This window comes from Bradyrhizobium sp. 6(2017), from assembly GCF_011058295.2.
Classification (GTDB): Bacteria; Pseudomonadota; Alphaproteobacteria; order Rhizobiales; family Xanthobacteraceae; genus Bradyrhizobium; species Bradyrhizobium septentrionale.
Genome location: NZ_CP049289.2, coordinates 862781 through 887308 on the forward strand (window position 1 = coordinate 862781; position 24528 = coordinate 887308).

The 24528-nt window shown below is 65.1% G+C and carries 23 protein-coding genes and 1 other RNA gene; 12 read left to right on the forward strand and 12 right to left on the reverse strand.

What is annotated here, in order from left to right:
* Window positions 1-204 precede the first annotated feature (204 nt).
* Together G6P99_RS04020 and G6P99_RS04025 are read right to left on the reverse strand one after the other, a co-directional pair.
* On the reverse strand, window positions 205-816 hold the full coding sequence (locus G6P99_RS04020) for a sigma-70 family RNA polymerase sigma factor (protein WP_165127332.1): 612 nt from the start codon (window positions 814-816) through the stop codon (window positions 205-207).
* Between the two features lie 235 nt (window positions 817-1051).
* Window positions 1052-2119: an acyltransferase family protein gene (locus G6P99_RS04025; protein WP_029083609.1), complete on the reverse strand. Its 1068-nt coding sequence runs from the start codon at window positions 2117-2119 to the stop codon at window positions 1052-1054.
* 223 nt (window positions 2120-2342) lie between these two features.
* Between G6P99_RS04025 and hrpB the strand changes: the two genes are divergently transcribed.
* The 4 genes from hrpB to G6P99_RS04045 all read left to right on the forward strand — a co-directional run bounded on the left by hrpB (window position 2343) and on the right by G6P99_RS04045 (window position 9027).
* A complete protein-coding gene (hrpB, locus tag G6P99_RS04030; protein ID WP_029083610.1) occupies window positions 2343-4877 on the forward strand; it encodes an ATP-dependent helicase HrpB in 2535 nt (844 codons plus the stop codon).
* Between the two features lie 329 nt (window positions 4878-5206).
* Window positions 5207-6673 carry an NCS1 family nucleobase:cation symporter-1 gene (locus G6P99_RS04035; RefSeq protein ID WP_156928838.1) on the forward strand — a complete coding sequence of 489 codons (1467 nt, stop codon included), beginning with the start codon at window positions 5207-5209 and terminating at the stop codon, window positions 6671-6673.
* Window positions 6674-6863: 190 nt separating this feature from the next.
* Window positions 6864-7376, forward strand: coding sequence for a TIGR02281 family clan AA aspartic protease (locus tag G6P99_RS04040; RefSeq protein ID WP_029083612.1), 513 nt, complete (start codon window positions 6864-6866; stop codon window positions 7374-7376).
* Window positions 7377-7527: 151 nt separating this feature from the next.
* Window positions 7528-9027: a phosphomannomutase/phosphoglucomutase gene (locus tag G6P99_RS04045; RefSeq protein ID WP_029083613.1), complete on the forward strand. Its 1500-nt coding sequence runs from the start codon at window positions 7528-7530 to the stop codon at window positions 9025-9027.
* A gap of 177 nt (window positions 9028-9204) precedes the next feature.
* On the opposite strand, the gene G6P99_RS04050 is transcribed toward G6P99_RS04045, so the two are convergent.
* From G6P99_RS04050 to G6P99_RS04065, 4 genes are all read right to left on the reverse strand, one after another.
* Complete coding sequence (locus tag G6P99_RS04050; protein WP_024578797.1) at window positions 9205-9705, reverse strand: Lrp/AsnC family transcriptional regulator; 501 nt, start codon at window positions 9703-9705, stop codon at window positions 9205-9207.
* A 76-nt stretch (window positions 9706-9781) separates the two neighbouring features.
* Window positions 9782-10729 carry a sugar kinase gene (locus tag G6P99_RS04055; protein ID WP_029083614.1) on the reverse strand — a complete coding sequence of 316 codons (948 nt, stop codon included), beginning with the start codon at window positions 10727-10729 and terminating at the stop codon, window positions 9782-9784.
* 79 nt (window positions 10730-10808) lie between these two features.
* Complete coding sequence (gene nudC, locus G6P99_RS04060) at window positions 10809-11759, reverse strand: NAD(+) diphosphatase (protein ID WP_029083615.1); 951 nt, start codon at window positions 11757-11759, stop codon at window positions 10809-10811.
* A 6-nt stretch (window positions 11760-11765) separates the two neighbouring features.
* Window positions 11766-12185, reverse strand: a complete 420-nt coding sequence (locus G6P99_RS04065; RefSeq protein ID WP_029083616.1) for an HIT domain-containing protein — start codon at window positions 12183-12185, stop codon at window positions 11766-11768.
* A gap of 97 nt (window positions 12186-12282) precedes the next feature.
* On the opposite strand from G6P99_RS04065, the gene ffs reads away from it, so the two are divergent.
* The 5 genes from ffs (at window position 12283) to G6P99_RS04090 (ending at window position 15862) form a co-directional block, all read left to right on the forward strand.
* An RNA gene (ffs, locus tag G6P99_RS04070) (signal recognition particle sRNA small type) lies at window positions 12283-12379 on the forward strand.
* A 113-nt stretch (window positions 12380-12492) separates the two neighbouring features.
* Complete coding sequence (locus G6P99_RS04075; protein ID WP_029083617.1) at window positions 12493-14337, forward strand: DNA polymerase III subunit gamma/tau; 1845 nt, start codon at window positions 12493-12495, stop codon at window positions 14335-14337.
* A gap of 21 nt (window positions 14338-14358) precedes the next feature.
* Window positions 14359-14679: a YbaB/EbfC family nucleoid-associated protein gene (locus G6P99_RS04080; protein ID WP_029083618.1), complete on the forward strand. Its 321-nt coding sequence runs from the start codon at window positions 14359-14361 to the stop codon at window positions 14677-14679.
* A complete protein-coding gene (recR, locus tag G6P99_RS04085) occupies window positions 14680-15285 on the forward strand; it encodes a recombination mediator RecR (protein ID WP_028335942.1) in 606 nt (201 codons plus the stop codon).
* 148 nt (window positions 15286-15433) lie between these two features.
* Window positions 15434-15862 (forward strand): hypothetical protein, encoded by a 429-nt coding sequence (locus tag G6P99_RS04090; RefSeq protein WP_029083620.1) that lies wholly within the window; start codon window positions 15434-15436, stop codon window positions 15860-15862.
* A gap of 130 nt (window positions 15863-15992) precedes the next feature.
* Here G6P99_RS04090 and G6P99_RS04095 read toward each other — a convergent pair whose 3' ends face one another.
* From G6P99_RS04095 to G6P99_RS04105, 3 genes are all read right to left on the reverse strand, one after another.
* The gene (locus G6P99_RS04095) at window positions 15993-17369 is read right to left on the reverse strand and encodes an AmpG family muropeptide MFS transporter (protein WP_029083621.1); all 1377 of its coding nucleotides are present in this window, start codon (window positions 17367-17369) and stop codon (window positions 15993-15995) included.
* A 78-nt stretch (window positions 17370-17447) separates the two neighbouring features.
* The gene (locus G6P99_RS04100) at window positions 17448-17753 is read right to left on the reverse strand and encodes a GIY-YIG nuclease family protein (protein WP_165127334.1); all 306 of its coding nucleotides are present in this window, start codon (window positions 17751-17753) and stop codon (window positions 17448-17450) included.
* A gap of 77 nt (window positions 17754-17830) precedes the next feature.
* The gene (locus G6P99_RS04105) at window positions 17831-19039 is read right to left on the reverse strand and encodes a DNA recombination protein RmuC (RefSeq protein ID WP_165127335.1); all 1209 of its coding nucleotides are present in this window, start codon (window positions 19037-19039) and stop codon (window positions 17831-17833) included.
* Window positions 19040-19209: 170 nt separating this feature from the next.
* Here G6P99_RS04105 and def point away from each other — a divergent pair, with 170 nt between their 5' ends.
* The 3 genes from def to truA all read left to right on the forward strand — a co-directional run bounded on the left by def (window position 19210) and on the right by truA (window position 21587).
* Window positions 19210-19737 carry a peptide deformylase gene (def, locus tag G6P99_RS04110; RefSeq protein WP_029083624.1) on the forward strand — a complete coding sequence of 176 codons (528 nt, stop codon included), beginning with the start codon at window positions 19210-19212 and terminating at the stop codon, window positions 19735-19737.
* Between the two features lie 177 nt (window positions 19738-19914).
* Window positions 19915-20850: a methionyl-tRNA formyltransferase gene (fmt, locus tag G6P99_RS04115; protein ID WP_029083625.1), complete on the forward strand. Its 936-nt coding sequence runs from the start codon at window positions 19915-19917 to the stop codon at window positions 20848-20850.
* A complete protein-coding gene (gene truA / locus G6P99_RS04120) occupies window positions 20850-21587 on the forward strand; it encodes a tRNA pseudouridine(38-40) synthase TruA (RefSeq protein ID WP_029083626.1) in 738 nt (245 codons plus the stop codon). Before fmt ends, truA begins: the two co-directional genes overlap by 1 nt.
* Before the next feature lie 63 nt (window positions 21588-21650).
* On the opposite strand, the gene dapE is transcribed toward truA, so the two are convergent.
* The 3 genes from dapE to dapD form a co-directional block, all read right to left on the reverse strand.
* Window positions 21651-22817 (reverse strand): succinyl-diaminopimelate desuccinylase, encoded by a 1167-nt coding sequence (gene dapE / locus G6P99_RS04125; protein WP_029083627.1) that lies wholly within the window; start codon window positions 22815-22817, stop codon window positions 21651-21653.
* 17 nt (window positions 22818-22834) lie between these two features.
* A complete protein-coding gene (locus G6P99_RS04130) occupies window positions 22835-23452 on the reverse strand; it encodes a DUF805 domain-containing protein (protein WP_029083628.1) in 618 nt (205 codons plus the stop codon).
* Window positions 23453-23524: 72 nt separating this feature from the next.
* Entirely contained in the window at window positions 23525-24370 is an 846-nt protein-coding gene (gene dapD / locus G6P99_RS04135) for a 2,3,4,5-tetrahydropyridine-2,6-dicarboxylate N-succinyltransferase (RefSeq protein ID WP_029083629.1), read from the reverse strand.
* Between the last annotated feature and the right edge of the window lie 158 nt (window positions 24371-24528).

Consider the following 24528-nt stretch of genomic DNA (forward strand, 5'->3'; position numbering starts at 1 on the left):
TTGGGAGGTTGGAACTAGAGAAGCGTCGAAACTTGTTGAGCTGGTAGTGGTTGCGGTTGCGTCGTTGGATATGGGTATAGAGATCGGGTTTTTCCGGGTGATGTCGTCGATTGTTTCAATTGTTTCGTCGCCTGACTTTTTCGGCTTCGTCTACAATTGCCTGAATCGCGCGATCTCCTGCTAAGTATCTGAATTTGCGTTAGATTAAGCCGCGACGCTGTCCACGCCGGCACCCCTGAGGAGGTCGGCAAGCTGCTTGCGGGCATAGAACATGCGGGTCTTCACCGTGCTCTGCGGGATACCGATGATCTGCCCGGCCTCCTCGACCGACTTCTCATGGTAGTAGACCAGGTTGATGATCTCGCGGTGCGCCGGCGACAGCTTGGCCACGCAGGCGCGCAGGATCTCGCTGGTGGTGGCGCGATCGAGCGAGGTTTCCGGCGTGTCGGCGCCATCGGCGATCTCCAGCACGTCGTCCTGGTCGATATCCTCATGCTTGCGCTGGCGCAGCGCGGTCAGCGCCTTGAAGCGGGCGATCGACAGCAGCCAGGTCGAAACCTGCGAGCGGCCCTCGAACTGGGCCGCGGTGCGCCAGACGTCCAGGAACACCTGGCTGACCAGGTCCTCGGCCATCGTGGTGTCGCGGACCATCCGCAGCACGAAGCGGTAAACCCGGACATTGTGGCGGGCATAGAGCGTGTGCATCGCGGTGCGGTTATTCTGGGCGATACTCGCGAGCAGCATTTCATCCGAGGTCGCGCGGGCAGCGTCGATGTGCTTCTTGGCTGCAGTGTTGATGGCGATGACGTTCGGCATGACAGGCTCCCAATTCGCCGTTAGGCGGCGTTTCGTTAGGAGAATTGTTAGTTACCGCCCGTTTCCGGATGTCTGCGCGAAAAGCGGAAAATGGTTTCGTGACCGGGAGAATTGTTTCGTCGGCGGCCCAACGACGAAACATTCGGGACCAAAAAGCCAGTAATTTCAATGCGCGGAAAATTGGAGCGGCCGGAATCGCCTCTGTCGGAACGAATCCGGCCTATGACTTTCGGCACTATTCGGCCGCTTGCAAAGCGGGCGCTGCCTTTTTCGGGGCGATCCAGAACGCATCGGGCCGTTCGAACAGGAAATTGGCCCGCGCCGCCAGCGCCAGCCGCCAGATCAGGAGCGCACCGGCGACGCCGACCGCGGTCACGATCAGCGAAACCAGACCGATGTCGTGGATGACCCCGGACTTCAGCAGCAGGGTGCGTGTCGCGGCCATCGGCAGGAAGAAGGCGAGATAGATTACGATCGAATGCTCGCCGCAGAAGCGCAGGAAGCCGAGCCAGTGCGCGCGCGCCAACAGCGTGCCGGTCACGATGATTGCGCAGGCGCCGGCAAAGCCGAGCGCCAGCGAGACAACAGGCCATTCGCTGATATCGAGCGCAACCAGGCTGCCGTTGACGAGCGCCCAGAGCCCAAGCCCGAGCAGCGCAAACGCAGGCCGTGCCCGCGCGCGGTCCGACAGCACGAACACGTAACTGGCGAGGACATAGCCGGTGTAGAAATAGGCGAAGCGGGAGCAGAACTCGTCGATCACGGTCCAGCCGGTCGCGACATGCGCCGACTCCAGCAATGCTGCGATCAGCCAGATCACGAGCGGGTGGACGTTGCGCGTCAGTTTGGTGACGACGAAGAAGATCGGCAGCAGATAGATGAACCACAGCGTGCCGAACGGCTCGATGAAGGATTCGAGATACGCGAGCCCGACCTGGGCCCAGCCCGCCTCGGCGGCCAGCGACGGCGCCTTGAAGCCGAACTGGATCGTCACCCACAGCACATAGAAATAGGCGAAGTGCATCACTTTGCGGTCGAGATAGGTGCGCCAGTCGCGGTCGATTACGACCGACAGGAACAGTCCCGAGATCAGGAAGAAGTCCGGCATCCGGAACGGCTTCGCGAACATCACGGCATAATGCATGAAGCCGGTCTGGTCGGCGGCCTTTTCGACCCCCAGCACGGAGTGCATCATCACGACCATGATGATGCAGATGCCCTTGGCATAGTCGACCCAATCGACGCGCGCGCCCACGTTCCCGGCGGAACGATCTGTCGCAGCTGCTGTGCCGTTTGTGGTCATCCTTGTCCTGTCCCGGCGTGATCGTGCCTATCATCGGCCCGATCCGTTGCTTTCTCCTTTATCAATACAAATGATGTGCCGCCGAACCCGGACCTTTCCCCGGTTCCCTGCAACAGGCGAATGGTCTAAGAGGCCAGGAGTCCGAGACGATTCCGAAAGGGACCAGAGACGTTCGTTAACCACGGGACGCAGGCCGTCCCAGCCGCTGCCGCGATGAAAGTCCTTGCCACGCCATTTCGATAGCCCGCTGCCGATCGACGCCGTGCTCGATGAACTCGACCGCACGCTCGATGGCCATAATTCCGCAGTCCTGGTCGCGCCGCCGGGCGCCGGCAAGACCACGCGCGTGCCGCTGGCCTTGCTCGATGCGCCCTGGGCCAGGGGCAAGAAGATCATCGTGCTGGAGCCGCGCCGCATCGCTGCGCGCGCCAGCGCCGAGCGGATGGCGAAGACGCTCGGTGAGCGCGCCGGCGAGACCGTCGGCTATCGCGTGCGCTTCGGCTCAAAGGTGTCGCGCGCGACGCGGATCGAGGTCGTCACCGAAGGCATCTTCTCGCGCCAGATCCTCGACGATCCCGAGCTCAACGGCGTCGCCGCGGTGCTGTTCGACGAATTCCACGAGCGCTCGCTCGACGCCGATCTCGGGCTGGCGCTGGCGCGCGACGCGCAGACCGGCCTGCGCGAGGATCTGCGCATCCTCGTGATGTCGGCCACGCTCGACGGCGCGCGGGTCGCAAGACTGCTTGGCGATGCGCCTGTTGTCGAGAGCGAGGGCCGCGCCTTTCCGGTCGAGACCCGTTATGTCGGCCGCAAGGTGGACGCGCCGCTGGAGCGGCAGATGGCCGAGACGATCGCAACCGCGCTGCGCGCCGATGCCGGCTCGGTGCTCGCCTTCCTGCCGGGCGCGGCCGAGATCCGCCGCACCCAGACCTTCCTCGCCGAACGCGTGCACGACGCCTCCATCGAGATCGTGCCGCTGTTCGGCGCGCTCGATGCGAGCGTGCAGGATCGCGCCATCGCGCCGGCGCCGAAAGGCACGCGCAAGGTGGTGCTGGCGACCTCGATCGCCGAGACCTCACTGACCATCGAGGGCGTGCGCATCGTGGTGGATTCCGGCCTGGCGCGGGTGCCGCGCTACGAGCCTGACATTGCGTTGACCCGGCTCGAGACCGTGCGGGCCTCGCGCGCAGCGGTGGATCAACGGCGCGGCCGCGCCGGCCGCATCGAGCCCGGCGTCTGCTACCGTCTGTGGGACGAGCCGCAGACAGCGTCGCTTCCGGCCTACACCGCGCCCGAGATTCTCTCCGCCGACCTGTCCTCGCTGGTGCTCGACCTCGCGCAATGGGGCGTCAGCGATCCCGCTAGCCTTGCCTTCCTCGATCCCCCGCCGGGCCCGGCGCTCAAGGAAGCGAAGTCGCTGCTGTCAGAGCTCGGTGCGCTTGATGGTGACGGCCGCATCACCGAAGAGGGCAAGAGCCTGCGCGCGCTGGCGCTGCCGCCGCGGCTGGCGCGCATGATCGTGGATTCCGCCCGGTTCGGCGCGGCTGAGGAGGCGGCCGAGATCGCCGCGGTGCTGACCGAGCGCGGGCTCGGCGGCGACAGCGTCGATCTCGACCACAGGCTCGACCAGTTCCGCCGCGACCGTTCGCAGCGGGCATCGAGCGCGCGCAGCATGGCCGAACGCTGGGCCTCGCAGGTGGAGAGGTCTGAGAGACTTTCTTCTCCCTCCCCCCTTGCGGGGGAGAGCCGGGGAGGGGGGGCCGCAAAGGTAGTGTCTGTCGATCGCGGCGATCTTTCCACCGGCGTCATGCTGGCCTTCGCGTTCCCGGACCGCGTCGCCAAAAACCGCGGCAATGGCAGCTTCGTACTGGCCAATGGCCGTGGCGCCGCAGTCGAGCAGACGTCCGCGTTAGCGCGGCTGCCCTATATCGCGGTCGCCGAACTGACCGGCACGGCCGCGAGCGGCCGCATCCTGCTGGCGGCACCGATCACCCAGGACGAGATCGAGCAGCGCTTCGCCGACCAGATCGAGAATGTCGAAGAAGTGACGTTCGATCGCGGCGCGATGGCGCTGCGCGCCCGCCGCCGGCGCTCGCTGCACGCGATCACGCTGTCGGAAGCGCCGATGTCGCTGCAGCCCTCGGCCGAGACCGCACGCATCTTCGCCGACGGCCTGATCGCGGCGGGTCTCGACCGGCTGCCGTGGTCGAAGCATTCGAAACAATGGCGCGACCGAATCATGTTCCTGCGCAAGGCCGAGGACGAGAGCTGGCCCGATCTGTCGGATGCTGCACTTGCCGCGCGTGCCGAGGACTGGCTGGTGCCTGCGCTGTACGACAAGACCGCGCTGAAGGATCTGTCCGCCGGCGATCTGTCCGATGCGCTGATGGCGCTGCTGCCGTGGGAATTGCGCGCCCGGCTTGACCGCGAGGCGCCGACGCATTTCGAGGCGCCGACCGGAACGCAGCTCGCGATCGATTACGAGGCCGAGCAGGGGCCGACCATTGCGGTGCGGCTGCAGGAACTGTTCGGGCTCAACATCCATCCTTCGATCGCCAAGGGGGCGGTGCCGCTGGTGCTGGAACTGCTGTCGCCGGCGCAGCGGCCGGTGCAGGTGACGCGCGATCTGCCCGGTTTTTGGCGCGGCAGCTACGCCGCGGTTCGTTCCGACCTGCGCGGCCGCTATCCGCGCCATCCCTGGCCGGAAGATCCCGCCAGCGCGATGCCGACAAGGCGCGTGAAACCGCGCGGGACCTAAATCTTCGAGGCAATGCTTTGTCGTGCCGCGTCAACGTTTCGCGTTGTTGCGCCCCAAGGTCGCATTTCTCTCATTCGTCGTCCCGGCCGAGTGCGCAATTGCGCACGGGGGCCGGGACCCATACACCGCGGCCGGTGTTGTGGACGGGACTCGTCGTTCCAACATCGCGCAACAAGAGACATTGGTGGTTATGGGTCCCGGCCTTCGCCGGGACGACACCGAGTCTCTGTTTTCCGGATGATGCTTGATCGGTTGCGCTGGCGAGCGCCTGCAAACGGTGGTTAGATTTGCGCGCCGGGATCACGGGCTCGCATTTTGGGGACGCTGCCATGGAGATCAAGAACCTGGAGATCAAGAACGCATCGCCGTCGCTCTACAACGAAGACCTCGCGCCGGCCAGGGAACGCAACTGGGGCGCCTTCAGCATCTTCAACGTCTGGACGTCGGACGTGCACAGCCTGTGGGGCTACTATCTCGCCGCCAGCCTGTTCCTGCTCTGCGGCAGCTTCGTCAATTTCATCCTCGCGATCGGTGCCGGCTCGCTGGTGATCTTCGTGCTGATGAGCCTGATCGGCAATGCCGGCGTGAGGACCGGCGTGCCCTATCCGGTGCTGGCACGCGCCTCGTTCGGGATCTGGGGCGCCAACATTCCGGCGCTGGTCCGCGCCATCGTCGCCTGCTTCTGGTACGGCGCGCAGACCGCGGCGGCCTCGGGCGCGATCGTCGCGCTGCTGACGCGCATCGACAGCTTCAAGGCGTTCCACCAGTCCAGCCACATGCTCGGCCATTCCACGCTCGAGGTGATCTGCTTCGTCGTGATCTGGGCGCTGCAGCTCCTGATCATCCAGCGCGGCATGGAAACGGTGCGCCGCTTCCAGGACTGGGCAGGGCCGGCGGTGTGGCTGATGATGCTGATCCTCGCGGTCTATCTCTGCATCGCGGCCGGCGGCATCTCGCTCACGGCGCCGATCCCGCAGGATGTGCTGCTGGAGAAGACCAAGGAAGCCGGCGTGCCCGGCGTGCCCGGCTCGTTCCCGGCGCTCTGCGCCGTCGCCGCGACCTGGATCACCTATTTCGCCGCGCTCTATCTCAACTTCTGCGACTTCTCGCGCTATGCGCCGGACGTGCACGCGCTGCGCAAGGGCAATATCTGGGGCCTGCCGGTCAATCTGATCCTGTTCTCGCTGGTCGCCGGCGTCACCACGATCGCGGCGTTCAACGTCTATCACGAGGTGCTGCTGCATCCTGACCAGATCTCGGCGAAGTTCGACAGCTGGTTCCTGGCGCTGCTCGCTGCGGTCACCTTTGCGGTGGCAACGCTCGGCATCAACGTCGTCGCCAATTTCGTCTCGCCGGCGTTCGATTTCTCCAACGTGTTTCCGCGGCATATCGACTTCAAGAAGGGCGGCTACATCGCGGCGCTGATCGCGCTGGCGCTGTATCCGTTCGCGCCCTGGGAGGGCAACGCCGCCTCGTTCGTCGGACTGATCGGCGCGACGATGGGACCGATCTTCGGCATCATGATGGTCGACTACTATCTGATCGCCAAAGGTCGCGTGAACGTGCCGGCGCTGTATCAGGAGAACGGCGAATATCGCTTTCAGAACGGCTGGAACGTCAGCGCGCTGATCGCAGCTGCCATCGGCGCCCTGTTCTCGTCGGTGCTGCCGAACTTCACCTCGATCCTGCCGGCGTGGTGGGCGGTCTATGGCTGGTTCTTCGGGGGCGGAATCGCGGGCGCTGTCTACTACGCGCTGCGCGTTGCGATGCCGAGCCCGGTTGCCAAGACGGCCTGAAAGTCGGCCTGAAAGCCGGCAAAATCCTTCCGTCAGAGGCGGCCGATGTCGTTCAGCCACCTCTCACGGGCTGGCATTAACTCTTCGCTCATCCTTTTCGCCAAAATGGGAGCCTCGCGTTGCCGCGCTTGCTCGCGGCGGGGCGTGCGGCGTGGTGAAATTGCGTGTTCGGTTTTCCGAGTATGGTGTCATGCGTAACCTGATGATTTTCGCGGCCATCCTGATCGGGCTGGGCACCTTCATGGCACAGATGGCCAGCAAGATGTCGCCCGCCGCCGCGACCACCGCAAAGCAGACCATCGCCCCCGCCGTCACGGTGGCGCAGGCCAGCTCCCGCACGCTCAGCATTGCGCCCGATCCCCGCGGCCATTTCGCGACCGACGGCCGGATCGACGGCCAGCGCATCTACTTCATGGTCGACACCGGCGCTTCCGTGGTGGCCCTGAACGAGACCTCGGCCGCGCGGTTCGGCCTGCGACCGGTGCCGGGCGATTACACCTCGCGTGTCACCACCGCCAACGGCACCATCAAGGCCGCGCGCACGCGCATCGCCATGATCGAGCTCGGCGGCCTCACCGTGCGCGACGTCGACGCCCTGGTGCTGCCGGACGAGGCGCTGTCCGAAAACCTGCTCGGCCTGTCCTTCCTGTCGAAGCTGAAGCGCTTCGAATACGCCAACGGCAAGTTGTTGCTGGAGCAATAAATCCAGCCCTTTCGGGGTATCCGCGGCGACCCGATATCGCCGCCATTTCCGCCGTAATTGTCGGCCACCAGCCGCAGTCTCAGCTTTCGCCCGGCCTGCGCATTCGCTAAAGGCTGCGGCGATACCCTCTGCATGACCATAAGGCCGATCCATGTTTCCCAAGCCGAAATCCGCGCTGGTCCCGAACACCTATGCCTTCGAATCCGAGCCGATGGTGAAGCCGACCGGGTTTCGCGAATACGACGCGCGCTGGCTGTTCAACAAGGAGATCAACCTGATGGGCGTGCAGGCGCTGGGCATGGGGCTCGGCGCGCTGATCGCGGAGCTCGGCGTCAAGCAGGAGATCGTCACCGGTCACGACTTCCGCGGCTATTCCGCCTCGATCAAATACGCGCTGATCTCGGGCCTGATGGCCGCGGGCTGCAAGGTGCACGACATCGGGCTCGCGGTGACGCCGATGGCCTATTTCGCGCAGTTCGATCTCGACGTGCCCTGCGTCGCGATGGTCACCGCATCGCATAACGACAATGGCTGGACCGGCGTCAAGATGGGCGCCAACCGCCCGCTCACCTTCGGCCCCGACGAGATGACCCGGCTGAAGGAGATCGTGCTCAACGCCGCGTTCGACAACAAGACCGGCGGCTCCTACCTGTTTCACGAGCACTATCCGGCGCGCTACATCGCCGACCTCACCAATCGGCCGAAGCTGAAGCGCAAGCTGAAGGTGGTGGCGGCCTGCGGCAACGGCACCGCGGGTGCGTTCGCGCCGCAGGTGCTGCAGGCGATCGGCTGCGAAGTGATCCCGCTCGACACCGAGCTCGATCACACCTTCCCGAAATACAATCCGAATCCGGAAGACATGGAGATGCTGCACGCGATCCGCGATGCGGTGCTGGAGCACAAGGCTGACGTGGGTTTGGGCTTCGACGGCGACGGTGATCGCTGCGGCGTGGTCGACAACACCGGCGAGGAGATCTTTGCCGACAAGGTCGGCGTCATGCTGGCGCGCGACATGTCGGCGATCAACCCGAATGCACAGTTCGTCGTCGACGTGAAGTCGACCGGGTTGTTCGTGACGGACCCCATATTGCAGAAGCAGGGCGCGAAGACGGTCTACTGGAAGACCGGTCATTCCTACATGAAGCGTCGCACCAATGAATTGGGCGCGCTCGCCGGCTTCGAGAAGTCCGGCCATTTCTTCTTCAACAAGCCGTTCGGCCGCGGCTATGACGACGGCCTGGTGTCGGCGATCGCGATCTGCGAGATGCTCGACCGCGCCCCCGGCAAGTCGATGGCCGACCTGAAGGAAGCGCTGCCGAAGACCTGGTCGTCGCCGACCATGTCGCCGCATTGCGCCGACGAGGCGAAATACGGCGTCGTCGACGCCGTGGTGAAGCACTTCGAGACGCTGCAACAGAAGGGCGCGCAGGTCGCAGGCCAGAACATCCGCGATCTCGTCACGGTCAACGGCGTCCGCGTCACGGTCGAGGACGGCAGCTGGGGCCTGGTGCGCGCATCCTCGAACAAGCCGGAGCTCGTGGTCGTGGTGGAAAGCCCGGTCAGCGAGCAGCGCATGCACGACCTGTTCGAGGCGATGGATTCCGTGCTGCGCACTCACCCCGAGGTCGGCGAGTACAATCAGAAGATTTGAGAGCGCGCTGCTCGCGGCCAACAACGGTGTCATCACCCGCGCATGCGGGTGATCCAGTATTCCAGAGACGGTAGTGATTGAGCCGAGAGGCCGCGGCGTACTGGATCGCCCGGTCAAGCCGGGCGATGACAGCTCGGCAGGCGGCCAGCCGGGCGATGACAGTTGAGAAGGTGGTGCTTACGCCGCCGGCACCGGCAGCGCCGTGACCGACTTGATCTTCTCCATCGCAAAGCGCGAGGTGACGTTCTTCAGCGGCACCGCCGAGATCAGCTTCTTGTAGAAGACGTCATAGGCCTGCATGTCCGCGACCACGACGCGCAGCATGTAGTCGACGTCGCCGGCCATCCGGTAAAATTCCATCACCTCGGGCATGGCGCTGACGGCGTCGGCGAATTTGCGCAGCCACGCCTCCGAATGGTCGGCGCTCTCGACCGAGACGAACACCGAAATCCCGAGCCCGATCTTGTTCTGGTCGACCAGCGCGACGCGGCGCAGGATCACGCCATCGGCCTCCAGCCGCTGGATGCGCTTCCAGCACGGTGTCGAGGACAGCCCGACCCGGTCGCCGATCTCGGCGACGGAGAGCGAGGCGTCCTCCTGCAGCACGGTCAGGATCTTGCGGTCGATCGCATCGAGGCGGCGGTTGTTGTCATGAAGCTGGATGGCGACATCGGTCATAGAAGAAAGTTCCACATGAAGGTTCAATCTCCCTCATATAGAGAAAAATCTTCCAAATCAAGCGGGTCGTGGCCGGTCAGGCCGGCCGGGCCTCGGCGTGTTCGCCCAAAAACGCTTCAACTTCAGCACGTTGCGGTGCGGCATAAGCACCCCCGAAGCGGGTGCATTTCAGCGCTGCGGCGGCTGAGGCGAAGCGAAGCGCCTGCCGTAGCTCCTGCTGTTCGGTGATGGCCAGCGCAAATGCCCCGTGGAAGACGTCGCCGGCGCCGAGCGTGTCGACGGTGTGGACCGGGAAGGCGGGGGTTTCGTCGAGCTCGCCCTGCTCGTTGAGCCAGATCGTGCCCATCGGCCCGCGGGTGCCGGCCAGGAAGGAGGGGGTCAGCTTGGCGAGCTTCTGCAGCGCCTGCCCGTCGTCGGTGACGTCGGCGGTCTCCTGCAGCGGCTCGCTGGAAAACACCAGATGCGAGGAGGCGGTGAGCAGCCCTTCCCGCATCGACATCGCGCGGTCGACGTCGACCACCACGGGAATGCCGCGCCTGACGGCCTCGGCGCACAGCTCGGTGCAGAACGGTGCGCAGCGGCTCTCGGTCAGGATCGCCGCGCAATCCTCCAGCAGTAGCTCGGTCGGCGGCAGCTTGACCTTCCAAAGCTCGGGATCGCGGAAGGTGACGATGGTGCGCTCGCCGGTGGCGTCGATCATGATCGCCGAGATCGGGGTGACCAGGTTCGGCATGTGGATGAGATGGTTGGTCTCGATGCCCTCCTCGCCGAGCTTGTCGAAGATGTAGCGGCTCGAGGTCTCCCGCGAATCGCCCATCGGTCCGCAGATCGAGGCGCGGCCGCCCAGCCGGACGATGCCGATCGCGGCGTTCAGCGCATTGCCGCCGCAGATCTCGTCGAAATGCGTCGCATTCTCCTTGGAGCCGCGCGCCGGGACATTGACGCGAAAGGTCAGGTCGCGCACCGGCAGGCCGATGCAGAGGATGCGGGGCGGGACTTTCGGGGCGCCGTTCGGAAAATTCATGCAGGGGTCCGTCGCAATGGTTCCGTCAACTGCCACAAGCAGTGCTCGGACTAATCGGCAGAACGATGTCCGGTTCCCGCTACTGGTCCAACGGGTTTCGGTGATGCACCCAGCGCCCGAGCAAATGATGGGCAATCGCGAACGGATGCGGACCGGCAAGGCCGTCGGGGTGCTGGCGCTTGAGCATAAGCGTCGCCTCGGCGTGGTCGAACCAGCGCGCATCCTCCAGCTCGGTGCGGTCGACCACGATGTCCTCGTTGGTCGCACGCGCGGTGCAGCCGATCATCAGCGATGACGGATAGGGCCAGGGCTGCGTCATGTAGTAATTGACGTCGGTGCAGCGGATGCCGGCCTCCTCGAAAATCTCGCGCCGGACCGCATCCTCGATGGTCTCGGCGGCCTCGACGAAGCCGGCGAGGCAGGAATACATGCCGGGCATGAACTGCTTCTGCCGTCCCATCAGCACCTTGTCGCCTGACGTGACCAGCATGATCACGACCGGATCGGTGCGCGGAAAGTGCTCGGCCTTGCAGCTCGGACATACGCGCTTCCAGCCGCCGTCCTTCATCGCCGTGCGGGTGCCGCAATTCGCGCAGAAGCCGTGGCGCTGGTGCCAGGTCACCATGGATTTCGCCATTGCGATCGCCGAGAGCTGCTCGGGCGGCACAACGCCCTGCATCGCCATGCCGCGCAATTCGGTGATCGCGACGTCGCCGCGTCCGAGCAGCTTCTCCGCGGCTTGCGGTGCGATCCCCATGCCGAAGATCGGCGCGGCATCGCGCAAGCCCAGGAAGATCGTGCCGGGATTGGCGCCAAAGCTGCGCGCCTCCTCCAGCGAGAGCAGTGCGCGGGCGCCGCCTTCCTCCTGCTTCACCACCAGCGAGTCGCGATAGATCACATAGGCGCGGGCCTCGCGGTGGCCTTCGAGCGCAAACAGTTTTTCGTCATCGCTGCGCAGATGCGCGGCGCGGTCCAGCACATGGGTGACGAAGGCCGGCTGGCCGAGCGGAAAGGAATCGAATGCGGACATCGGAGTTCAACCCAACCAGATCTTGCGGCGAAGCGCGCTGATGAAATTCTGCACTTCCTCGGCGTCATGCGCCAGCGGCGGCATCACGCCCCAAACGGGACGCGGCCATGCAGCGTCGCTGGTACGGCGCGCGATGACATGGACGTGAAGCTGCGGGACGAGGTTGCCGAGCGCGGCGACATTCAGCTTGTCGCACTTGGTGACCTCTTTCAGGGCCCGCGAGACGCGGGTGATCTCCGTCATCAGCTGCGCCTGCTCGACCTCGTCGAGGTCGATGATCTCGACCGCGCCGTCGCGCCGTGGCACCAGCAGCAGCCAGGGATAATGCGCATCCTTGATGACGAGCACCTTGCACAGCGGCAGGTCGCCGATGTCGATGGTGTCTTTCTTGAGCTGCGAATGCAGCGACCAATTGGAGCCGGACATGAGGGGCAAATAATGCCTTTCCGTGTTCCCACACAAGTCCCACAAAGCACGGTCAGGCCGCTTGCTTTCCGACGGTTTTGGCCCCAAATAGGGACCGGGAGATTGGCGGTGGACGAGCCACTCGCCAACCGGGTCAGGTCCGGAAGGAAGCAGCCCTAACGAGGTCCGGATCGGGTCGCTCGTCAGTCTCCTACCTGTTTTTCCGAGCGAATCGTGCTGGAATGGCGGTCTCCGCGCCCGGCGCTTGATTTCGGCTCCTATCCGCACGCCGGCTGCAAGAGACAATTCCCAAGTTGCGGATCGACGCATGAATGACGCTGGCGCCCCCTCCCATCCCTCCGAAGGCGCAGGCCAGAGCGGTTTTGATCTCGGGGGAGCGCCGGAGACCGCAAAGCCGTACCGCGTTCTCGCCCGCAAATACCGCCCCTCCAGCTTCGAGGATCTGATCGGCCAGGAGGCCATGGTCCGCACCGTCTCGAACGCATTCGAGACCGGGCGGATTCCGCAGGCCTGGATCCTCACCGGCGTCCGCGGGGTCGGCAAGACCACCACCGCGCGCATCCTCGCCCGCGCCTTGAACTACGCCAAGCCGGACGGCTCGGTGAAGGGGCCGACCATCCACATGCCCGACCTCGGCGTGCACTGCCAGGCGATCATGGAAAGCCGGCACATGGACGTGCTGGAGATGGACGCCGCGTCCCATACCGGCGTCGACGACGTCCGCCAGATCAATGACAGCGTGCGCTATGCGCCGGCGAGCGCGCGCTACAAGGTCTACATCATCGACGAAGTCCACATGCTGTCGACCGCGGCCTTCAACGCCTTCCTGAAGACGCTGGAGGAGCCGCCGGAGCACGCCAAATTCGTGTTCGCCACCACCGAAATCCGCAAGGTGCCGATCACGGTGCTGTCGCGCTGCCAGCGCTTCGATCTGCGCCGCGTCGAGGCCGACGTGCTGATGAAGCATCTCGGCAATATTGCCGCGAAGGAGGGCGTCGAGGTCGAGCCCGAGGCGCTCGGCATCATCGCGCGCGCGGCGGAAGGCTCGGTGCGCGACTCGCTGTCGCTGTTCGACCAGGCGATCGCGCATGCCGCGGGCAACGTGAAGGCCGACGCGGTCAGGCAGATGCTCGGCCTTGCCGATCGCACCCGCGTCATCGATCTCTTTGATTCGCTGGCGCGCGGCGATCTCGCCAGCGCCTTCGCGGAATTCCGCGCGCAGTATGACGTCGGCGCCGATCCGGTCGTGGTGCTGTCCGACCTTGCCGAGTTCGTCAATTTCATCACCCGCGTGAAGGTCGTGCCGGCAACCGCCGACAATGTCGCGTTCGGCGAGACCGAGCGGGTGCGTGCACGCGAGTTCGCGGCAAAACTGTCGATGCGGGTGCTGTCACGGATGTTTCAGATGCTGCTCAAGGGCATTGCCGAGGTGCAGACTGCGACGCGGCCTGCCGCTGCCGCCGAGATGGTGCTGGTGCGGATTGCCTATGTCGCCGATCTGCCGACGCCGGATGAGGCGATCCGGATGATGATCGAGCAGAACGGTGGTGGCGCCGCGCCCGCGACGTCAGGCTCGGCCGCGTCACAGCCGTCGCGCGGCGCGCCGTCCTCGGCGATGTCTGCGATGCCCTCAGTGCCGATGCGTGCCCCGCAGGGGGCGCCACGCGCCGATCTGGCCGCGCGTCCGCAGATGGCGGCGCCGGTTGCCGATGCCGCGCCGGCGCTGCGGATCACTAGCTTCCCGCAACTGATCGCGCTCGCCGGCGAGAAGCGCGACATCATGACCAAGAGTGCGCTGGAGGCCGACGTGCGGCCGGTGCGCATCGAGGATGGCCAGCTCGAGATCGCGCTCGAGCCGAAGGCGCAGCGCGCGCTCGTCACCGATCTGTCGCGCAAGCTCGAACTGTGGACCGGACGGCGCTGGACCGTGATCATCTCTAACGAGGCCGGCCAGCCCACCGTACGCTCGCAGAACGAACTCGCGCGCAGCGAGCATCAGCGCGCCGCCGAGGCCGATCCGCGCGTGCAGGAGGTGCTGGCGCGCTTTCCCGGCACGAAAGTGGTCGAGGTCCGCCGCCTGGCCGCAGAGGTTCCGGTAGCGGATGCGACCGGCGAAGACCCGATTGAAACTTCCGACAGCGACGACGATTGATCAGATTATAGGAACGCACGCATGGCTGATTTTCTCGGCATGATGAAGCAGGCAGCGCAGCTGCAATCCAAGATGCAGGCGATGCAGGACGAACTCGGCAATGTCGAGGTCGAGGGTATTTCCGGCGGCGGCCTGGTCGCGGTGCGCATGACCGCCAAGATGGAAGTGAAGGGCATCAAGATCGATCCGTCGCTGATGAAGCCGGAGGAACGCGAGGTGCTCGAGGATTTGCTGGTCACCGCGCTCGGCGACGCCCGCCGCAAGGCGGAGACCGCGATGCAGGAGAAGATGATGGCTATCACCGGCGGGCTCAGCCTGCCGCCGGGATTTGGTCCGACCTAAATGGCTGCAAGCGTTGCCGGCCCCGAGATTGAACGCCTGATCCAGTTGCTGGCGCGGCTGCCCGGGCTTGGCCCGCGCTCGGCGCGGCGCGCGGCGCTGCACCTGATCAAGAAGCGCGAAGCCCTGATGACGCCGCTGACCGCGGCGTTGCAGGTCGCCATCGACAAGATCCAGGTCTGCAAGACCTGCGGAAACATCGATACACAAAATCCCTGCACGGTCTGCACCGATCCGCGCCGCGATCCCTCGATCATCGTCGTGGTCGCCGATGTCGCCGATCTCTGGGCGCTGGAACGCGCCAATGCGACCAATGGCCGCTATCACGTGCTTGGCGCAACGTTGTCGCCGCTCGACGGAGTCGGCCCGCAGGATCTCACCATCGATCAGCTGGTGGCGCGGGCGCATGCGCCTGAGGTCAGCGAGATCATCCTGGCGCTGAATGCGACCGTCGACGGCCAGACCACCGCGCATTACATCACCGACCTGCTGTCGGAGGCCAATGTGCGGGTGACGCGGCTGGCGCATGGCGTGCCGGTCGGCGGAGAGCTTGATTACCTCGATGAAGGTACGCTATCCGCAGCCATGCGGCAGCGGACGCTGTTCTAGCGCGCGATCCGGCGGCCGAACCCAGCGGCAGACGCCAGGCGTTCGGTGACAAGCCGAAAAGATCGCGCTGAAACAAAATGATAGGGTGGACGGCGATTCGGGGACGGTCATTCACGCTCGGACGAATCTAGATACGGAACTCCTGAAAATGACGACACAGCGATTCGGCGTACGCTTGGGCTTTGCGTTTCTGGCGGCCACCTTCGCCGCGCCTTGCGCCATTGCGCAGCAGAGCGACGCGCCGCAGAAGCCCGGCAAGATGATCCGGACCGGCGACGTGCTGTCGGGGGAACTCAGCGCCCTGAAGGTGCGCGATGCCAAGAACCGTGGCAAGCGCGTCGCGACCTACCAGATCACCAGCGAGCCGCGCCGCCTGCCGCCGCCGAACGGTCTCTGCAACCTCGAGACCGGGCCGGAAACCTTCCAGCTCATTCCGACCAACGACGCCCAGGCCGCGCAGCTGAAGAGTTTCACCGGCAAGGAAATCTCGGTGAAGGTCGACGAGGTCGCCTGCGCCCAGGACGCCGGCCAGATGAGCGAAGCCATCGTCACCAAGTGGAGCGTGGTCGCGAAGTAGGGCCGTGCCTCAATTGCAGTGTCACGCACGGCTCGACCGGGCGATTCAGCACGCCGCGGCCTCTCGATTCAAGCACAACTGTCTCTGGAATACTGGGTCACCCGCTTTCGCGGGTGACGACAGCGGAGGCTTAAACCCGCACCGGCCCCAGCTCGTCAAAATGCCCGCGGCGCTGCAGCCAGGCGAGCAGGATCAGGCTTGGGATCGCGACCAGCACGCAGATCGCGAAGAACACCGGCCAGCCAACGGCCTTGGCGACATAGCCCGCGCCCGATGACAGATAGGTGCGGCCGACCGCCGCGAGCGCCGTGAGCAGCGCATACTGGGTCGCGGTGTGCAGCGGGTTGCGGCACAGCGCCGAGAGATAAGCGACGAAGATCACGGTGCCGATCGCACTGGTGAAGTTCTCCGCCGTGATCGCAAGCGCGAGCGCCCATTGATCGACGCCGACATGCGCGAGCCAGGAGAACGAGAGGTTGGCGATCGCCTGCAGCACACCGCCGATCCAGAGGCTGGTGGCGAGCGAATAGCGCCGCGCCACGAAGCCGCCGGCAAATCCGCCGATCAGGGTTGCGGCAAGACCTACGCCCTTCACGATCGCCGCGTAATCGACCTTGGAAAAGCCGATGTCGATCACGAACGGTGCGGTCATGGTGCCTGAGAACGCGTCGGTGAACTTGAACAGCACCACAAAGGCGAGCGCCGCGAATGCGTCCTTGCGGCTGAGGAACTCGGAGAACGCGCCGAGCGCCGCGTGCCATACGCGTTCGGCTGCGGTCTGCGCATGCGTGGCTGCCTCCGCACCTTTCGATTGGGCCGGCTCGGTCGCAGCCAGCGCGGTGACGATGCCGATCACGACCAGCGCGGCCATCACCACATAGCCCCACATCCACGCCGACGGGCGCGCCACTCCGGCGGACTCGAACCCGCTGACGATGAACAGCGCGCCTGCGGTCGAGACCAGCATGCCGATGCGGTAGGCTGCGACATAGGACGCCATGCCGGCGGCCTGCTCGCTTTCCGGCAGGCTTTCGACGCGGAAGGCATCGACCACGATGTCCTGTGTCGACGAAGCGGTTGCGACCAGCAGCGCGGCAAGTGCCGCGAACCATGGCGATCGCGCCGGATCGGCCATCGCCAGCACCATGATCGCCGCGATCAGCAACAGCTGCGAGAACAGCAGCCAGCCGCGACGGCGACCGAACATTTGCGTGAACAGCGGCACATGCAGCGCGTCGACCAGCGGCGCCCAGAGGAATTTCAGCGTGTAGGGCGTGCCGATCAGCGCCAGCAGCCCGATGGTGCCGAGATCGACCCCGGCCTCCTTCATCCACACCTGCAGCGTCGAGCCCGACAGCGCCAGCGGCAGGCCAGAGGAGAAGCCGAGCAGCAACACGATCAGCACCCGCGGCTGCAGATATACGGCGAGGCCGTCGCGCCAAGAGGTGGCGGCAGGCTTTGGCGTCGGCTTTGCAGGCACGTCTGACGTCGCTTCAGGTGCTGTCATAGAACCGGTGTTACCAGATTCGTCCCCAAAAAGACTGTCATCGCCCGGCTCGACCGGGCGATCCAGTATCCCAGAGGCCTATCCGCCGCCACCGGCGATCTCCGGGTAAAGATCGATCCAGTCCGGATTGTCCTTCTCAATCAGGGATATTTTCCACGCGCGCGGCCATTTCTTTAGCCGCTTCTCGCGATGGATCGCCTGTTCGACATCGTCGAAGACCTCGAAATAGACCAGCCTCGCGACATCGTACTTTTCCGTGAAGCCCTCAACCAATTTCAGCTTCTGCTCGCCGACGCGGCGAATGAGGTCATTTGTCACACCGATGTAGAGCGTGCCGCCGATGCGGTTGGTGAGGATGTAGACGTAGTAGGAGCGTGCTCCCAATTGCCGCCTCTGGGATACTGGGTCGCCCGGTCAAGCCGGGCGATGACACCGATTATGGGGTGACATCGGGGGCTATACTACTCCCCCGCCTGCAGCTTGCGCGGGGCGGGGAACAGGTCGGGGGCGGCGGGTTTGACGAAGCGGGGGACTTCGATCGGGGTCTCGGACTTGCTGAAGTCGAGTTCCTCGATGCGGCCGGCGCGCTTCTCGATCTTGTCGGCGGAGATCAGGATCTGCCTGACGTCCTCGTTCACCTGGCCGAAATGGTTCTGCAGCTTCAGGACGCGCTCGCGCAGGCGGGCGAGATCATCGCCGAGATGCATCACCTCGTTGCGGATCTGGTCGGCGGCGTCGCGGATGCGGGCGTCCTTCAGGATCTGCTGCATCACCTGGATCGCCAGCATCAGCAGCGAGGGCGATACCAGCACGACGCGGGCGCGATAGGCCTTCTGGATCACGTCGTCGAAGCCGTCATGGATTTCGGCATAGACCGATTCCGACGGCACGAACATCAGCGCGGTGTCCTGGGTCTCGCCGGGGATCAGGTACTTCTCCGCGATGTCGCTGACATGCTTCAGCACGTCGGCGCGCAGCCGCTGGCTGGCGAATTTGCGCTCCTCGTCGCTGCGCGCATCGTGCAGCGCGGTCATGGCCTCCAGCGGGAATTTCGCGTCGATGCAGAGCGGGCGCTGGTCGGGCAGGAACACCACGCAGTCCGGCCGCTTGCCCGTGGTCAGCGTGTACTGGAACTCGAACGAGCCCTTCGGCATGCCGTCCTGGACGATGGCCTCCATCCGCGCCTGGCCGAACGCGCCGCGGGATTGCTTGTTGGCGAGCACGTCGCGCAGCGTCGTGACCTGGGTGGTGAGCTCGTTGAGGTTCTTGTGGGCGTGGTCGATGATGCCGAGCCGCTCATGCAGCACGCGCAGAGAATCCATCGTGTTGCGCGTGGTCTGTTCCATCGACTGGCCGACCCGGTGGGTCACCGAATCCAGCCGCTCGTTGACGGCACGGGCCATCTCCGCTTGGCGGCCGGCCAGCGCCTGCCCCATGGCATCGACCCGTCCTGAGGCCTCGCTCTGGGCCCGCAGCATGTCGGCGAGCCGCTCCTCCAGCTCGTCGGCCCGAATAGCCTGGGCCATCGCCAGTTCCGCGCCGCGCCGGCTGGCGCGCGCGATCACCACCGCGATGGCCAGCAGCAGCACCAGCGCCAGCGCGCCAAGGCCGATCAACGCATCGGAGACGCGGACCGGGAGGTCGCCAAGCGTGAGGAGAATCTCGTTCATGCCAGCCGTTGTAGCCGATTCGGCGTCGCCGCCGAACGAAAAGGGAACATTTATGGTCAACGCTCCCTTAATTTTCCTGGTTAACGCTGTGTAAAGAAACGTGGTTAAGGCCGCCTTAAGGGGTTCCTGAACGCATTGACCGCATCATGCCCGCAGCTTAAATCGCGGCCATGGCTATCAGAGAAATCATCATTCTGCCGGACAAGCAGTTGCGGTTGGTGTCGAAGGCGATCGAGAAGGTGACGCCGGAGATCCGCAAGCTCGCCGACGACATGCTCGAGACCATGTATGACGCGCCGGGCATCGGGCTCGCGGCGATCCAGGTCGCGCAGCCGCTGCGGCTGATCACCATGGACCTCGCCAAGCGCGACGAGAACGGCGAGACCACGCCGCAGCCGCGGGTGTTCATCAATCCGGAGATCATTTCGTATTCGGAAGAGCTGTCGGTCTACGAAGAGGGCTGCCTGTCGATCCCCGAATATTACGAGGAGGTCGAGCGTCCGGCGCGGGTGCGCCTGCGCTTCACCGATCTCGACGGCAAGGTGCATGAAGAGGATGCCGAGGGGCTCTATGCTACCTGCATCCAGCACGAGATCGACCACCTCAACGGCGTGCTGTTCGTGGACTATCTGTCGAAGCTGAAGCGCGACCGCGTCTTCAAGAAATTCGAGAAGGCCGCCAAGCGCGCGGCGGAGTGACGGCGTTCCTTCTGCTGTCATGCCCGGGCTTGACCCGGGCATCCACGTCTTACTTCTCAAGGGGCCAAAGACGTGGATGGCCGGGCACAGGCGAGCGAAAGCGACGCCGTCCTTGACGGCCATGCCCGGCCATGACGAATACTTGGATGTTTGAGCCTCTCGGAAGAAATTGACCGCATGCCTCTCCGCCTGATCTTCATGGGCACGCCCGATTTCGCAGTGCCGACGCTGCTGGAGCTTGTGGCCCATGGCCATGAGGTCGTAGCCGTCTACACCCGCGCGCCGAAGCCGGGCGGGCGGCGCGGCCTGCAGTTGCAGCCGACGCCGGTCGAGCAGGAAGCGCGCCGCCTCGGCATTCCCGTGCTGACGCCGAAAACGCTGAAGACGCCGGAAGCACTCGAGGAATTTCGCGCGCATGACGCGCATGCCGCCGTCGTCGTCGCCTATGGCATGATCCTGCCGCAGGCCATCCTCGACGCGCCCAGGCTCGGCTGCTTCAACCTGCACGCCTCACTGCTGCCGCGCTGGCGCGGCGCCGCGCCGATCAACCGCGCCATCATGGCGGGTGACGCCGAGAGCGGCGTGATGGTGATGAAGATGGATGTCGGTCTCGACACCGGCGACGTCGCGATGGCCGAGCGGCTGCCGATCTCGGACAGCATGACGGCATCCGATCTGCACGACGCGCTGGCGCCGCTCGGTGCCGATTTGATGGTGCGCGCGATGGCTGCGCTGCAGCGTGGTGGCTTGCAGCTTACGAAGCAGAGCGAGGACGGCGTCACCTATGCCGCCAAGATCGACAAGGCCGAGGCGCGGATCGACTGGAGTAAGCCGGCGCACGCGGTGCTGCGGCACATTCACGGGCTCTCGCCGTTTCCCGGCGCCTGGTGCGAGCTCGCCGGCGAAGGCGAGCCGGTGCGGCTGAAAATCCTGCGTTGCGAATTCGCCAAGGGCTCGGGCGAACCTGGCGATGTGCTCGACGACAAATTTGCCATCGCTTGCGGCGACGGCGCGATCCGGATTCTCGAACTGCAACGCGCCGGCAAGGCGCCGATGAAGGCGGCAGATTTTCTGCGCGGCACGCCGCTGAAGCCGCCTGCGCGGCTCGCCTGATGCCCCGCTACAAGCTCACCATCGAATATGACGGCACGCCGTTCTCCGGCTGGCAGATCCAGGACACCGCGCCGACCGTGCAGGGCGCGCTGGAGACGGCGGTGAAAGCGATCTGCGGCGAGGACGTGCGCGTCCATGGCGCCGGCCGTACCGACGCCGGCGTGCACGCGCGCGGCCAGGTCGCGCATTGCGACATCGCCAAGCATTTTCCGCCCGGCCGTTTTCGCGACGGGCTGAACGCGCATCTGCGGCCCAATCCGATCGGCGTGTTGGCGGCGGATATCGTATCAGACGATTTCGAGGCGCGCTTCTCCGCGACCAGGCGGCACTACCTCTATCGTATCACCAACACGCGTGCGAACCTCGCGGTCGACATCAGCCGCGTCTGGCGCGTGCCGCGCGCGCTCGATGCGGCAGCGATGCACAACGCCGCGCAGCGGTTGCTCGGCAAGCACGATTTCACCACCTTCCGCGACACCGAGTGCCAGGCCAAGTCGCCGGAGAAGACGCTTGATCAACTCGACGTCAGGCGCGACGGCGACGCCGTCAACATCGTGACGTCGGCGCGCTCGTTCCTGCACAGCCAGGTGCGCTCGATGGTGGGCTCGCTGGTCTGGGTCGGCGAGGGCCGCTGGAGCGCGGACGATCTCTTTGCCGCGCTCGCCGCCCGCAACCGCGCGGCGTGCGGCCCGGTCGCGCCGCCGGACGGGCTCTATCTGATGCGGGTGGATTATTAGTGGCCCCAATCCCTACTGTGCATGGGGTTGTTTTCGAAGTTTTGGTCTAGCCGAGCCGCTGGATTACGCAAAATACCTGTCCAACACGCCCCGATATATCCGCGTCAGCTTCTCCAGATCGGCCACCGGCGTGCGCTCGTCGATCTGGTGCATGGTCTGGCCGACCAGGCCGAATTCGATCACCGGGCAATAGCTGGAGATGAAGCGTGCGTCCGAGGTCCCGCCCGAGGTCGAGAGCTCCGGCTTGCGGCCGGTGATCTCCTCGATCGCAGCGACGGCGAGGTCGGTGAACGGCCCCGGCTTGGTGACGAACACGTTCGAGTTCGACGGCATCCAGTCGATGTGGGCGCGGATGCGGTTGCCGCAGGCTGTCGCCAGCCGCTCATCGACCAGCTGCCGCAGGCTCTCCTGGGTGTGGTTGTCGTTGAAGCGGATGTTGAATTTCGCTCGTGCCTGGCCGGGGATCACATTGCCGGCGGTGTTGCCGACATCGACCGTGGTGAATTCGAGATTGCTCGCCTGGAATTGCGCGCTGCCGTGATCGAGCGGCTCGTCGCTCAGCGCCACGATCAGCCGCGAGATGTCAGGCACCGGATTCGAGGCGCGGTGCGGATAGGCGACGTGGCCCTGCACGCCATCGACCACCAGCGTGCCGGACTGTGAGCCGCGCCGGCCGATCTTGATCATGTCGCCGAGCACCTCGACATTGGAGGGCTCGCCGAGCACGCAATGATCGAATTTCTCGCCGCGCTCGGCGCACCATTTCAACAGCTTGACGGTGCCGTTGATCGAGACGTCTTCCTCGTCGCCGGTGATCAGGAAGGAGATCGAGCCGTTGCCGTCTTCTTGTGGCTTGCCGCCATGGTCCTGCAGATATTGCAGCACCGCGGCGACGCTGCAGGCGATGCCGCCCTTCATGTCGACGGCGCCGCGGCCGTAGAGAAAGCCGTCCTTCACCTCGCCGGAGAATGCGCCGATCGTCCACGCTGATTCATCGCCGGGCGGCACCACGTCGGTGTGGCCGGCGAAGGTGATGTGCGGCGCGGAGCTGCCGATGCGGGCGTAGAGATTGTCGACATCGGCGGTGCCGGGCTCGGAGAACGTCACGCGATGGACGTCGAAGCCTGCCGCCTTCAGCAGGCTTTCGAGAACGCCGAGCGCGCCGGCGTCGGCCGGGGTGACGGAGGGGCAGCGAACCAGATCGCGGGTGATCGAGACGGCATCATTCATGCGCCTCGCTTAACACGTCACACCGCGGGTGGACCAGCTTTGTGAGGCACGATATCGAGTTCGCTCTGCTGATCCCAGCCCCGCCCGGAGCGCGACCCACTGCCGCTGTCGCCTCCTCGCCTCTCATGGGCTTTTCCCAGCGGATTGGGACCGTATCGATTTGGGTATGACGTGCCCCGCAGGAAGGCGAGCTCGATGAAGCCCCAGATATAGAGCACAAAGACAATCGTGCCCGCGGCCATGACCCAATAGGATTCATCGGGAAGCCGGTCCGAGAATTGGCTCATGAGACCGGGGATCGCGAAGAACGGGACCATCCACCAGCCGCTCTTGTCGCGGTCGTGCAGGCGCTTGATCGAGACCGCGATATAGACCCAGACGAACAGCGCCGTGCCGCTGGCCTTGACCAGCAATGCCGGCAGTCCGGCAGAGGTCAGCGACTTGTAGCTGTCCGGGTCGAACGCCCGGAAGATGTCGTCGACATTGAAGCCAAACCCATCCTTGCCGCCAAGGCCAGCCGAGACCACCAGCAGGGCGAGGAACATCATCCAGCAGACGATGATCAGGCCGCCGAGCCAGAATTTGGCCCGGTTGACGCGGCCCTTGAAGCCGAACAGGTAATTGGCCCAGTCCATGAAAAAAAACTCCGGGCGGCAGCAATTTTCGCGGCCCGGAGTTTTGTCGACGTCGGATGGAAATTGGTTCGATCAGTCCCGCAGCAGCTCGTTGATGCTGGTCTTGGCGCGGGTGCGCTCGTCGACGCGCTTGACGATCACGGCGCAGGCGACCGCCGGGCCGGGCTGGCCGTTCTTCAGCGGCTTGGCCGGCATGGTGCCGGGCACCACGACGGCATATTCCGGGACCTCGCCGACGAAGATCTCGCCGGTCTCGCGGTCGACGATCTTGGTGGAGGCGCCCAGGAACACGCCCATTGCGAGCACCGCGCCCTTGCGCACGATCACGCCCTCGGCGACCTCGCTGCGCGCGCCGATGAAGCAGTCGTCCTCGACGATCACGGGTTCGGCCTGCAGCGGCTCGAGCACGCCGCCGATGCCGACGCCGCCGGAGATGTGCACGCGCTTGCCGATCTGGGCGCAGGAGCCGACCGTCGACCAGGTGTCGATCATGGTGGCTTCATCGACATAGGCGCCGAGATTGACGAAGGAGGGCATCAGCACGACGTTGCGGGCGATGAAGGCCGAGCGGCGCACGATCGCGCCCGGCACGGCGCGGAAGCCGGCGTCGCGGAAACGGTTCTCGCCCCAGCCCTCGAACTTCATCGGCACCTTGTCCCACGACGAGGCGTTGCCCGGGCTGCCGGGAATGGCGGTCATGTCGTTGAGGCGGAACGAGAGCAGCACCGCCTTCTTCAGCCACTGATTGACCTTCCACTTGCCGCTGGCCTCGCGCTCGGCGACGCGGGTCTCGCCCTTGTCGAGCAGTTCCAGCGCGTGATCGACGGCCTCGCGGACCTCGCCCTTGGTCGAGGTCGAAATGCCTTCGCGGGCGTCGAACGCGGCGTTGACGGTGGTTTCGAGGGCGGCCAGCGACATCGGGACAATCCTTGGGCGTATCGGGGATTATGACGGGAATTTTGCAGCGCTTTTTCGGAATTTGGCGCCCTGGAGTCAAGGCAAACTCAACGTCGTCCCGGCGAGGCCGGGACCCATTACCACGAATGCCAGCGGTGCAGCACGATGGGGCCACAGCG